This is a genomic window from Gammaproteobacteria bacterium (assembly GCA_015709695.1).
Taxonomy (GTDB): Bacteria; Pseudomonadota; Gammaproteobacteria; order Steroidobacterales.
Genome location: CP054183.1, coordinates 654,725 through 666,932, shown reverse-complemented (window position 1 = coordinate 666,932; position 12,208 = coordinate 654,725). Strand labels below are relative to the sequence as shown.

Annotated in this window: 9 protein-coding genes; 5 read left to right on the top strand and 4 right to left on the bottom strand. The window is 68.2% G+C overall.

Annotated elements, in window-relative coordinates:
• Positions 1 to 11: 11 nt before the first annotated feature.
• A complete protein-coding gene (gene tadA / locus HRU81_03095) occupies positions 12 to 545 on the bottom strand; it encodes a tRNA adenosine(34) deaminase TadA (protein QOJ33262.1) in 534 nt (177 codons plus the stop codon).
• Between the two features lie 80 nt (positions 546 to 625).
• Here tadA and HRU81_03090 point away from each other — a divergent pair, with 80 nt between their 5' ends.
• The 5 genes from HRU81_03090 to HRU81_03070 are packed head-to-tail and all read left to right on the top strand — an operon-like array spanning position 626 to position 9,221.
• Complete coding sequence (locus HRU81_03090; GenBank protein ID QOJ31171.1) at positions 626 to 1,774, top strand: glucose 1-dehydrogenase; 1,149 nt, start codon at positions 626 to 628, stop codon at positions 1,772 to 1,774.
• A gap of 32 nt (positions 1,775 to 1,806) precedes the next feature.
• The gene (locus tag HRU81_03085) at positions 1,807 to 4,209 is read left to right on the top strand and encodes a glucan 1,4-alpha-glucosidase (GenBank protein ID QOJ31170.1); all 2,403 of its coding nucleotides are present in this window, start codon (positions 1,807 to 1,809) and stop codon (positions 4,207 to 4,209) included.
• Positions 4,210 to 4,258: 49 nt separating this feature from the next.
• A complete protein-coding gene (locus HRU81_03080) occupies positions 4,259 to 5,029 on the top strand; it encodes a hypothetical protein (GenBank protein ID QOJ31169.1) in 771 nt (256 codons plus the stop codon).
• Positions 5,029 to 6,156 (top strand): efflux RND transporter periplasmic adaptor subunit, encoded by a 1,128-nt coding sequence (locus tag HRU81_03075; protein QOJ33261.1) that lies wholly within the window; start codon positions 5,029 to 5,031, stop codon positions 6,154 to 6,156. The genes HRU81_03080 and HRU81_03075 overlap by 1 nt, the downstream gene beginning before the upstream one ends.
• Positions 6,153 to 9,221, top strand: coding sequence for an efflux RND transporter permease subunit (locus HRU81_03070; GenBank protein QOJ31168.1), 3,069 nt, complete (start codon positions 6,153 to 6,155; stop codon positions 9,219 to 9,221). The genes HRU81_03075 and HRU81_03070 overlap by 4 nt, the downstream gene beginning before the upstream one ends.
• Here HRU81_03070 and HRU81_03065 read toward each other — a convergent pair.
• From HRU81_03065 to HRU81_03055, 3 genes are read right to left on the bottom strand one after another with little or no spacing between them, the layout of a single operon-like run.
• Complete coding sequence (locus tag HRU81_03065) at positions 9,179 to 10,864, bottom strand: cbb3-type cytochrome c oxidase subunit I (protein ID QOJ33260.1); 1,686 nt, start codon at positions 10,862 to 10,864, stop codon at positions 9,179 to 9,181. The two genes, HRU81_03070 and HRU81_03065, sit on opposite strands and share 43 nt — an antisense overlap.
• Positions 10,864 to 11,838, bottom strand: a complete 975-nt coding sequence (locus tag HRU81_03060; GenBank protein QOJ31167.1) for a c-type cytochrome — start codon at positions 11,836 to 11,838, stop codon at positions 10,864 to 10,866. Before HRU81_03060 ends, HRU81_03065 begins: the two co-directional genes overlap by 1 nt.
• Complete coding sequence (locus tag HRU81_03055) at positions 11,835 to 12,104, bottom strand: hypothetical protein (protein ID QOJ31166.1); 270 nt, start codon at positions 12,102 to 12,104, stop codon at positions 11,835 to 11,837. Before HRU81_03055 ends, HRU81_03060 begins: the two co-directional genes overlap by 4 nt.
• Between the last annotated feature and the right edge of the window lie 104 nt (positions 12,105 to 12,208).

Here is a 12,208-nt window from a genome sequence, read left to right as displayed (position 1 = left end):
CTGCGGCATGATCAGCGCCGCTCGCGGAAGAATCCCTGCAACAGCTCCCGGCATTCCCCGGCCAGCACGCCGCCGCTGACGTCGATGCGATGGTTGAGCGCGGGTGAGCGTGCCAGCTCGAAGACCGAGCCCGCCGCGCCGGCCTTGGGATCGGCGGCGCCGTACACCAGCCGCGCGATCCGCGCATGCACCATCGCCCCGGTGCACATGGCACAGGGCTCGAGCGTCACGTACAGGGTGCAGCCGCCGAGGCGGTAATTGCCGAGGATCCTTCCCGCGGCGCGCAGCGCCTCGATCTCGGCGTGAGCGGTGGGATCCTGCCGCGAGATGGGCCGATTGTAGCCACCGGCGATCACCTGGCCTTCGCTGACGATCACGCAGCCGACCGGTACCTCGCCTGCCTGGCCAGCCAGGCGCGCCTGCGCCAGGGCCAGGCGCATGAACTCCTCGTCCTCGGATGGCAGCACAGTGTGCCTCGCAGTCGTGCTTGCAACAGTCCGGCCGCACAGTGCAGGCGACCGGTCCGCTGCATTCTGGCAGAGCATCATCTGCCGGCCCAGCAGGCGTCGCGGGAACTTTGCCGCAGCCTGCGGTTCGAACGCCACATTCCGGCCCCGGGATACCCATGAAAGCCATCGCCGTCACTCCCGGCCGGCGTGACCTGCACCGTATCGAGCGACCAGAACCCGAAGTCCGCGCCGCTCATGACGTGAAAATGCGTGTGGTGCGCGTCGGCATCTGCGGCACCGACCGCGAAGAAGCCGCCGGCGGGCGCGCACTCGCTCCGCCTGGCAGCAGCGACCTCGTGGTCGGGCACGAGATGCTGGGCCAGGTGATCGAGACCGGATCCGGGGTCACCCGCGTGAAACCCGGCGACTACGCGGTGTTCACGGTGCGTCGTGGATGCGGCAACTGCCAACCCTGCGGGCTCGACCGCCCGGACATGTGCCTCACCGGCGATTACCGCGAGCGCGGCATCTGGGGGCTGGACGGCTACCAGGCGGAGTTCGCCGTCGATCACGAGCAGTACATCGTGTGCGTGCCACCACGGCTGGAGCCGGTCGGCGTGCTGTGCGAACCGCTGTCGGTCGCGGAGAAAGCGCTCAACGAGGCGATGCTCGTGCAGGCGGTCCGCATGCCCGACATCGAGGCGGGCCGCGAGTGGTTCACCGGGCGCCGCTGCCTGGTGGCCGGGCTGGGTCCCATCGGCCTGCTGGCAGCGCTGGCGCTGCGGTTACGGGGCGCGGAAGTGGCCGGCCTCGATGTGGTCGACGCCGGCAGCGCCCGCCCCCGCTGGCTGGAGGCGATCGGCGGGCGATACCTGGACGCGCGCAGCGTGGCCCCCGACGGGGTCGAGCACACGCTCGGCGAAATGGAGCTGATCTTCGAAGCCACCGGCGTGCCCTCGCTTGCATTCAACCTGCTGGATGCACTGGGCGAGAGCGGCGTCTACGTGCTCACCGGCATTCCTGGCGGCGCGCGCCCGGTGCAGATTCCCGGCGGGGAGTTGCTGCGCCGGCTGGTGCTCGACAACCAGGTGATGATCGGCAGCGTCAATGCCGCACCCGTGCACTGGCAGATGGCGGTGGACGATCTCTCGCGGGCAGTGGATCGCTGGGACGGCCACGTGGCACAGCTCATCACCCATCGCCATCCGGCGGACGATTTCGCCACCGCCCTAGGGCAGCACGGCAGCGAGGAGATCAAGGTGGTCCTCGAATGGGGCACCTCCGGACCTGTCCCTCACGACACCTGCCACGGCACGGCTGCCTGACCGGCGGCACGGCAAGGTATCCTGCAGCCACGATGGCAACGGATTGCATCACCGCTCCCGGCTGGCCTGGCTCGCCGCCACGCTGGACCTCGAGTGCCAAGACCGGTGTCGGGACCTCCCTGTCCGGAGCCGGCCACGTCTGGTTCACGCTCAGCCACGGCATCCTCAACGAGGTCTATTACCCGCGCCTCGACCTGCCCTGCACGCGCGACATCGGCCTGGTGGTGACCGACGGGCACGAGTTCTTCTCCGAGGAGAAGCGCCATGCCCGCTCGCAGGTCAGCTATCCGGTCGATGGCGTACCACTCTACCGTCTGAGCAACCACTGCGTGGCGGGCCGCTACCGTATCGACAAGGAGATCCTCGCCGACCCGCTGCGCGACGTGGTGCTGCAGCACACGCAATTCACGCCGCTGCCCGGCGGCCTCGCCGACTACCGCCTGTACGTGCTGGCCGCACCGCACCTGGGCAACCGCGGCCAGGGCAACGATGCCTGGATCGGCGACTGCAAGGGCCAGCCCATGCTGTTTGCGCAGCGGGAAGGCTTCGCGCTGGCGATCGCCTGCTCGGCACCATGGCACGGCCGCTCCGCAGGCTTCGTGGGCATCAGCGACGGCTGGCAGGACCTGTCGCGGCACCGGCGGATGCAGTGGCAATACACTCGCGCGGAGAACGGCAATGTCGCCCTCACCGGCGAGGTCGACATCGAAGCCTGCGAGGGCCGATTCGTGCTGGCCATCGGCTTTGGCAGCACGGCAGCCGAAGCCGGCCACCGGGTACTGGCGAGTCTTGCGGATGGCTTCGAGGCCGCGCGCGACGCCTACGTGCGCGGCTGGCAGGACTGGCAGGCATCCTTCCGTCCGGTCGCCCGCAGCCGGGATCGGGGCGACGATGGCTGGCGCACCAGCCTGATGGTGTTGCGTGCGCACGAGTCGAAGCGCCTGCCGGGCGGCCTGATCGCCAGCCTGTCGTTTCCCTGGGGATTCTCCAGGGGCGACGACGACCCCGGCGGCTACCACCTGGCCTGGCCACGGGACCTGGTCGAAGCCGCCGGCGCGCTGCTGGCCGCCGGTGCCCACGACGACGTGCGCCGGGTACTGCGTTACCTGCAGGTCACCCAGGAAGCCGACGGCCACTGGCCCCAGAACATGTGGCTCGACGGCACGCCATACTGGAACGGCATCCAGATGGACGAGACCGCGTTTCCCATCCTGCTGATCGATCTCGCGCGGCGCGAAGGCGCGCTCGATGCCGCGGGGCTCCGGCAGCTCTGGCCCATGGCACGGCGTGCTGCGGGCTTTCTCGCCCGCAACGGGCCGGTGACGCAACAGGACCGCTGGGAAGAGGACGCCGGCTACTCGCCGTTCACGCTGGCGGCGGAAATCGCCGCGTTGCTCACCGCCGCCGGGCTCGCGGATACGCAGGACGAACCAGAGCTGGCCAGCTACCTGCGCGAGACCGCCGACACCTGGAATGCGCAAGTGGAGCGCTGGACCTACGTCACCGGCACGGACCTGGCGCGGCAGGCCGGTGTCGACGGCCACTACGTGCGCATTTCACCGCCCATGGATGGCGCCGCCACGCCGGCCACCCAGGGCCTGGTGCCGATCAAGAACCGCCCCGCCGGCGAAGATCCCGCGCCGGCACGCCACATCGTCAGTCCGGATGCCCTGGCGCTGGTGCGCTTCGGGCTGCGGGCGGCGGATGACCCGCGCATCGTCAACACCGTCCGCGTGATCGATGCGCTGCTCAAGGTGGACACGCCCGCGGGACCCGCCTGGCATCGCTACAACGACGATGGCTACGGCGAACACGCGGACGGCTCACCGTTCGACGGCACCGGCCAGGGGCGCGCCTGGCCACTGCTCACCGGGGAGCGGGCGCACTACGAACTGGCGGCGGGCCGCCCGGAAGTCGCACGCCGGCTGGCGCGGACCATGCTCGGCTTTGCCAACGACGGCGGCATGCTGCCCGAGCAGGTCTGGGACACCAGCGACATTCCGGAGCGCGAACTCTCCTTCGGCCATCCCGCCGGTTCCGCCATGCCCCTGGTCTGGGCCCACGCTGAACACATCAAGCTCCTGCGCTCGCTGCAGGAGGGACGCGTTTACGACACGCCGCCACAGGTGGTCGAGCGCTATGCCCGAAGGCAGACCCGGCCGCTCCAGGCCAGCTGGCGCTTCAACCACAAGTGCCGCTCCAGCCCTGCCGGGCGGACCCTGCGCATCGAGGTCCTGGCCAGGGCCACGATCCACTGGAGCAGCGATGGCTGGCACACGACCCATGATGCCGTCACCCGCGATACCGGCATCGGCGTACATGTCGCCGACCTGCCAAGCAGTGGCCTGCCGGGCGGCACGATTCTCCGGTTCACCTTCTACTGGCAGGAGGCCGCGCGCTGGGAGGGTGTTGACTTCGAGGTGTGCATTGCATGAGAGAATAGCCGCGACCGCAGCGACGGTTGTCGCCGAAAAGGAACCTCCCGTGAAACACCGAACCAGTGCCCTGGCCATGGCGCTGCTGGCCATCGTGACCGCGTGCGCGCCGGCGCAGAAGCCCGATGCCACCAGCCAGCCGCCGCCAGCCAACGCGACCATCCTGCGCAGCGCTTCGGGAGTACTCGACTGCACCACGCTCGGCAAGGGCGAGCCCTGCGGCCGCGAAACCTGGACACTCACGGTGCAGGCCGATGGCTCGCGGACCCTGCGCAGCTTCTACGACGGTGGCCGCGACGCCCAGCAGATCAGCGTGATTTACCGCGTCGACGCGGCTTTCCACTTCCTCGATGCCTTCTCCACGGCATACAGCAAGGGCAAGCTGCTGGGCTCGGGCTTCTACGTGGCCGATGGTTCCCTCCTCCGCGTGACGACCCGCGGCGCGGCCGGCTTCAGGGCCGAGGACCTGCCGCTGCCGCAGGGCTATTCCGTGCTGCTGCACCCGCCAAGCCTCGACGGCTGGCATTTCGGCCGCTATGACAGCACCGCGGGTGGCCGGCAGAAGCTGCCGACATTCATCTACGGCGGTGTCGACGGCGGGCCGCGGCTGGCGCAGTTCCCCATCACGCTCGAGTACGTCGGCCGCGAGACCATCACGGTGCCTGCCGGAACTTTCGAGACCGATCACTACCATTTCGGCAAGGACACGGAGGTGTGGATCATGGGTCCGGACCACACGATGGTCCGCCACGAGTACCGTGCCGCCGATACGCGCTTCGAACTCGCGCAGCTCAGGAACCCTGCCGGCGGCCCCTTGTGATCCGGCGCCGCTTCACAGTCATGCTCATCGCCTGCGCCGTCGTCTTCGGCGGCGTCCTGGGCTTCCAGGCCTTCGTCGGCCGGATGATGCGCAAGGCCATGGCTTCGGCGCCACCGCCGGTGCAGACGGTCTCCACGGCAAGGGCCGAGGCGCTCGACTGGCAGCCGACACTGCATGCCGTCGGCACGCTGCGCGCGGTGAACGGCACCGACCTCTCGGCCGAGGTGCCGGGCATCGTCGACGAGATCCGGTTCGAATCGGGCGATGATGTCCGCACCGGGCAGGTGCTGCTCAGCCTGCGCTCGGGAGTCGATGTCGCCCGGCTCCGCGAGGCACAGGCCGCCGTCGATCTCGCCAGGCTCGACTACCAGCGCAACCGCGAGCTGGCACCGAAGGGCCTGGTGAGCCAGGCCGCGCTCGATACTGCCGAGACGCAGCTGCGCAGCACCGAGGCACAGCTCAGGCAGCAGCAGGAAGGCGTCAGCCGCACCTCCATCCGCGCGCCCTTCGGCGGCCGCATCGGCTTGCGCGTCGTCGACGTCGGCCAGTACCTGAATGCTGGAGCGCGCATCGCCACCCTGCAGGCCCTGGACCAGCTGCTGGTGGATTTCTTCCTGCCGCAGCGCGACCTCGGCCTGTTGTCGCCACGTCAGCACGTCACCGTGGCCGTCGACGCCTGGCCTGGCGAGACCTTCCGTGGCGAGGTGATTGCCATCGACTCCCGGGTGGACGCCCAGACCCGCAATGTCGCCGTACGCGCGCGCATCGACAATCCCGCGCACCGCCTCCTGCCCGGCATGTACGTCTCGGTGAACGTCGATGCCGGCGCCAGCGTGCAGCATGTCACGCTGCCGCAGACGGCTGTCGTCTACAACTCTTTCGGCGACACGGTGTACCTGGTCGAGGGCAGCGGCGACAAGCTGCGCGCAAAGCAGGTCTTCGTCCAGGTCGGTCCGACCCGGGGTGACCAGGTCGCCATCCTCTCGGGTGTCACCGCAGGGGCAACCGTGGTCAGCGCCGGACAGATCAAGCTGCAGGACGGCACCCCGGTCAGAATCAACAACACCGTACAGCCAGCGAACAATCCGGCGCCCGATCCGCCCGACGAGCCCGGGCGCCGCAAATGAAACTGACCGATGTCTTCATCCAGCGGCCGGTGCTCGCCACGGTCGCGAGCGTGCTGATCCTGGTCCTCGGCCTGCGCTCGGCCGACCTGCTGCGGATCCAGGAGTTTCCCTCGACGCAGAGCGCCGTGATCACGGTGACCACCACCTATTTCGGCGCCTCTCCGGATCTTGTAGCCAGCTTCATCACCGCGCCGATAGAGAATGCGGTGTCGCAGGCCACCGGCATCGACTACATCGTCTCCTCCAGCCGTACCGGCGTCAGTACCGTCACCGTCAACCTGCTGCTCAACTGGGACCCGAACAAGGCGCTCAACGAGATCAGCATCAAGGTGAACTCGATCCGCAACCAGCTGCCGCCCGAATCGCAGCTGCCGGTGATCACGCTCAGCCTCGGCCAGCAGCTCGCTGCCATGTACATCGGCTTCGCCTCCGAGGTGCTGGCGCCGAACCAGATCACCGACTACGTGGCTCGCCTGGTCCAGCCGCGGCTGCAGGCCCTGCAGGGCGTGCAGAGCGTGGACATCATCGGCGCGCAGAACATCGCGCTGCGTGCCTGGCTGGACCCGCAACGCCTCGCGGCCTACGGGCTCACCGCCAGCGACGTCAGCCAGGCGCTGGCCGCCAACAACTTCCTCTCCAGCCTCGGCAAGACCCAGGGCGAGGTGGTGCAGGTCGGGCTGGTGGCCTCGACCGGCCTGCACAGCCTGGAGGAGTTCCGCAACCTGATCGTGCGCCAGTCGGGCGGCGCCATCGTGCGCCTGCAGGACGTGGCCAACGTCACCCTGGGCTCGGAAGACTACGAGTCGGGGTTTGCCTTCAATGGCCGCGATGCCGTGGCACTGGGTGTCAACGTCGCCCCTGGCGCGAACCTCCTCGAGACGACCGCACGCGTCCAGCAGGCTTTCAGGGATCTGCATGCCAGCCTGCCGGGAGGCCTCGAAGCCGAGGTCATCTACGACTCCGCGGAGTTCGTCCGCGACTCGATCAACGAGGTGGCATTCACCATTGTCGAGGCGCTGCTCATCGTCACCCTGGTGGTGTTCCTCTTCCTCGGCTCACCGCGTTCCGTGCTGATCCCGGTGGTGGCCATCCCGCTGTCGCTGGTGGGCGCCTTCACGCTGATGCTCGCGGCAGGCTTCTCCTTCAACCTGCTGACGCTGCTGGCATTGGTGCTGGCCATCGGCCTGGTGGTGGACGACGCGATCATCGTCGTCGAGAACGTCAATCGCCACATCGAGCAGGGCACCAGGCCGACCCAGGCCGCGCTGCTCGCCGCGCGCGAGCTGGGTGGCCCGATCATCGCCATGGGCGTGGTGCTGATCGCGGTGTACGTGCCCATCGGCTTCCAGGGCGGGCTCACCGGTGCGCTGTTCACCGAGTTCGCCTTCACGCTGGTCGCCGCCGTGGTGGTCTCGACCATCATCGCCCTGGTGCTCTCGCCGATGATGTGCGCGAAGTTGCTGCGACCCCTTGCCGAGGAATCCGCCTGGACGGCACGCTTCGAGCAGTTCAGCAACCACGGCTTCGGCCGGCTGCGCCAGGCCTACGAGCGCACGCTGCACGCCAGCCTGGACACCGTGGCGGTGACGCTCGCCTTCGCCGGCATCGTGCTGGTGTCGATCTACCTGCTCTACGGCAATGCCCGCAAGGAGCTGGCGCCGCAGGAGGACCAGGGCTTCCTGCTGACGATGTTCACCAGTGCGCCGAACGCCACCCATGAGCTGCTGACCACCTACTCACGGGATGTGTACCGCATCGTCCGCAAGTTCCCGGTGTTCACCAATGTCTTCCAGTTCGAGGCCACGGGCTCGGTCTTCGCCGGGACGGTGATGAAGCCCTGGAGCGAGCGCAGCGAGAGCGCCAACGAGCTCATGCCGGTGCTGCAGAAGGCCTTCAACGAGGAAGTGGCGGGCCTGCGCGGCGCGGTATTCCAGCTGCCGCCGCTTCCCGGTGCCCAGGGCCTGCCCGTGGAGTTCGTGCTCACCACCACCGACCAGTTCCCCAGACTGAACGAGGTGGCGCAGACCTTTCTCGCGGAAGCGGTGAAGACCGGCACCTTCATGTTCATCGACAGCGACCTGCGTATCGACCAGCCCCAGGCAACGGTGGAGATCGACCGTGACGCGGCGGCACGCCTCGGCCTGCAGATGAGCGACATCGGCGGCAGCCTGTCGGCCATGCTGGGCGGGGGCTACGTCAACTACTTCTCGCTGGCCGGGCGCTCCTACAAGGTGATGCCGCAGGCCGCGCAGCGCTTCCGGCTGAATGCGGAACAGCTCGACGACTACTACCTGCGCACACCGGCCGGCGCGGCGGTGCCGCTGTCGACGATCGCCACCATCGACACCAGCGTGGTGCCGCGCTCGCTCAACCGCTTCCAGCAGCTCAATTCCGCCACCATCAGCGGCATCATGATGCCCGGAGTGCCGCTCGGTGATGCGCTCGACACCCTGAACGGCATCGCGGCTCGTGTATTGCCCCAGGGCTATGCCGTGGACTATGCCGGCCAGTCACGCCAGTACGTGCGGGAGTCCAGCGGCTTCCTCGTCACCATCGCCTTCGCCATGGTCATCATCTTCCTGGCGCTCGCCGCCCTGTTCGAGAGCTTCCGTGACCCGCTGATCATCCTCATCTCGGTGCCGATGTCGATTGCCGGCGCGCTGATCTTCGTCAGCCTGGGCTTCTGGCATGTCAGCCTGAATATCTACACCCAGGTCGGCCTGGTGACGTTGATGGGCCTGATCAGCAAGCACGGCATCCTCATCGTGGAGTTCGCCAACAAGCTGCAGCAGGAAGGCCGGACGCGGCGCGAGGCCATCGAACTGGCCTCGGCGATCCGGCTGCGACCCATCCTCATGACCACCGCGGCGATGGTGCTCGGCGTGCTGCCGTTGCTGCTCGCCAGCGGCGCCGGTGCCGCATCGCGCTTCAACCTCGGCCTGGTGATCTTCACCGGCATCTCCATCGGCACGCTGTTCACGCTGTTCGTCGTGCCCGCCTTCTACCTCGTGCTCGCCGCGGATCACCACAAGCCGGCGGAAGCCACCGGCGCGCCGCCCGCCTGAGCGGCGACGGTCTGCCCACGGGCCGCCAGCGAGCGCAGGAAGCGGGCCACGAAGAACAGCGTCGTCAGCAGCAGGCCCGGGTAGCCGATTCCCGCCATCAGGTAGGGGAACAGCATGCTGCCCTCCTGCACGGTCCGCAGGTTGAAGCTCAGCAGGCCCAGCGTGATGATCGCGCCGAACACCCACATCGCCAGCAGCCACAGGCCGGTCTCCCAGCCCGACAGCCGGCGGCCCCAGCCCGTCGCCGGCACGGGAGTCGGGGCGTCCGGAGCCGGCATCGTGCTGCGCAGGCCCAGGGTCAGCAGGTCGTAGACCAGCAGGCAGACGCCGATGGTGAACACCAGGCCGAACGCCGGCACCATCAGCTTGGCGAACAGCATGGCCGGCGCAACGTCACCGCCAAACCAGTCCAGGCCAAGCGTGCGATAGACGAACACCTGCACCGTGCCGCCGATGGCGAAGGCGAAGCACAGCCCCAGCATGCCGGTGAACACCAGCCAGAACGCCAGCCTGCCGGGGCGCTGGTCGAAATCCGCGGCGCCACGCATGAGCGGCAGCGCGTAGTACGCGGTGGCAATGCCCAGCATGCCGAAGGTGCCGAACAGCGCGAGATGCGCATGGCTCAGCGTCACCCAGGTGCCATGCGACCAGACGTTGGTCAGGGCGAAGGTCATGGTGAAGCCGAGGATGCCGGCGCCCACCTGCTCGAGCACCACGGAGCCCAGCAGGAAAGCGAAGGCCGGCATGTTGGCAAGCGGCTCGCCATCCTCGTGGGCGTCGAGGTAGAGGTGCCAGAAGCAGAAGATCAACGGCAGCGGTTCCAGCGCGCTGAACAGCGAGCCCCAGAACTGCCAGAACTCCGGCGTGCCGATCCAGAAGTAGTGGTGGGCATTGCCGAGCAGGCCGGACAGCCATACCAGCGAGATGCCCCAGAACACCGCGAAGCCGACCGACTTGACGTCCGCCTTGAACATCAGCACCAGCAGGCAGCCCACCAGCGAGATATGGATGACCTCCCACACGCCCTCGACCCAGTAGTGCACCACGTACCAGCGGAAGTACTCCTGCAGGTCGAGGCGATCGACGAAGAACATGCCGAAGATCCACACCAGCGTGAGGGCGAGCACGCCGATGCCGAGGCCCCAGTGAATCTCGTTCCACTGCGAGACGGGCGGGAAGCTGCGCCAGACGACAAGGCAAAGGATGGCGAAGCCGATGAGGATCACCACGTCGACGATGCGCCCGGCCTCGAGGTACTCGAGGCCCTCCTGCAGCAGCGGCTGGCCCATCCACCAGCCGGCGATGCCCTGTTCCGCCAGCACCTGGGTCGCCACGTTCCACAGCACCACGGCGACGACGGCGTAGAACAGGAAGCGGATCAGCCCCGGTGCCGCCAGCTCGCGCTTCGACAGCAGCGGACCGACGAAGAGAATGGCGCCAATGAACCCCGAAAGCACCCAGAGGATGCCGAGGTTGGTGTGCTCGGCGCGGGCCACGTTGAAGTTGAAGGTGCCGGCGAGCAGCGTCGGATCGATGTGCTGTGCGGTGAGCAGCAGGCCGAACCCGGTCTGGAAGAAGAACAGCACCAGCATGAGCATGAAGAAGCGCAGGCTGAGGCGCTGGGTCTGGTACTCGATCCTGATCATGGCTGCGCTCCCCGGAGGCTGCGGATGTAGGCGACGATGTCCGCGACCTGGCTGGCATCGAGCACCCCGGCGTAGGCCGGCATGACATGCGGCACGAAGTCCTTCACCACGCGGGCGTCGGGATCGACGATCGATTCGCTGAGGTAGGCGTCGTCGGCGCGGGCGCTGCTGCCGTCCACGAAGCTCACCGCGGAATCGTAGAGCCCGCCCCAGCCCGGCCCGACCAGACGATCCGTGCCTTTCGAGTGGCAGGCCATGCAGCCGGTGGCCTGGGCCAGCTCGGCGCCGCGTCGGGCCGCTGAAGCCGGCTCCGGCACCGCGGACGTGGCCGCTGCGACAGTTGCAACGGCTGCAGCCGCCCTTGCCGCCGGCATCGGCGTCGCCTGCGCGAAGGCCAGGCCATCGACCCGCGGTTTCGGTGGCCAGCCCTCGGTGTTCATCGCCGAGGTGTACTTCAGGAAGGCGATCAGCTCGCGCACCTCGGTGCGCGACAGCGGCAGGTTGGGCATCAGTGTCGTGTGGCCGCCGCGCCGCTCCACACGTTCGGCAGCCGCCGGATACTTCGCCAGGTAGGCGTCGATCCCGTCCGCACCTGCCTCGCCGGCTGTCGCCGTGTCGCGCAGCTGCAGCGCCACCGCCGTGCGGGTCGGCCAGGCACCGGCAGACGGCAGGAAGGCCTCCAGCCAGGCGGGACCGACCTTGCCGTAGAGCCTGGTGAGGTCAGGGGCGAAGTAGGCGCCGTTGCCGACGATGGTGTGGCAGCCCATGCAGTTGTAGGCCTGGAACACGCGCTTGCCCTGGACGGCATCGGCACCGGCATAGCTGACCTCGAGCGGCGCCACCTGACCGCGCGAGCCGAGGAACGAGGCCAGGGACAGGGCGATGAATATGGCGCCCATCAGGCCGAGTACCGCCAGTGCGCGGCGGCGCTTGCCGCCTTCCTCGCAGGGTTCCCCGGGGGCGCAGCTCATGGCGCCTTCTCCCCGCCCTCCGCGCGCGCTGCGCCGGATCGCTGCTCGCGCGCGATCGCATCATGCTCGAACAGCGTGCCGAGCCGGCTGAAGAAAACGCAGAAAACGTAGACAGCGAGCAGGAAGCCGACGATGAAATAGCCGAGCCACATGCCGCGCGACTCCGCCCAGTAGCCGAAATCGCGCCAGTAGGGCCAGGACAGCGCCAGGCTCGCGCCGCTGGCCAGGACCGCCAGCGCCAGACGGATCGTGCGGTTTGCAGTCATGCCGCCCTTCCTCCTCGCAGGCCCGCCGGGCCTGCCGTGCCAGGAACAGGTTACGCAGGGAGGATTGTCCGCTCATTTAACCTGTATTGTAAATACCCCTTTCA

Excerpts from the sequence above, each read along its gene's own strand:
- HRU81_03085 (QOJ31170.1), top strand. The coding sequence starts at position 1,807 with ATGGCAACGGATTGCATCACCGCTCCCGGCTGGCCTGGCTCGCCGCCA.
- HRU81_03060 (QOJ31167.1), bottom strand. The coding sequence starts at position 11,838 with ATGAGCTGCGCCCCCGGGGAACCCTGCGAGGAAGGCGGCAAGCGCCGC.
- HRU81_03090 (QOJ31171.1), top strand. The coding sequence starts at position 626 with ATGAAAGCCATCGCCGTCACTCCCGGCCGGCGTGACCTGCACCGTATC.
- HRU81_03070 (QOJ31168.1), top strand. The coding sequence starts at position 6,153 with ATGAAACTGACCGATGTCTTCATCCAGCGGCCGGTGCTCGCCACGGTC.
- tadA (QOJ33262.1), bottom strand. The coding sequence starts at position 545 with ATGCTCTGCCAGAATGCAGCGGACCGGTCGCCTGCACTGTGCGGCCGG.
- HRU81_03055 (QOJ31166.1), bottom strand. The coding sequence starts at position 12,104 with ATGACTGCAAACCGCACGATCCGTCTGGCGCTGGCGGTCCTGGCCAGC.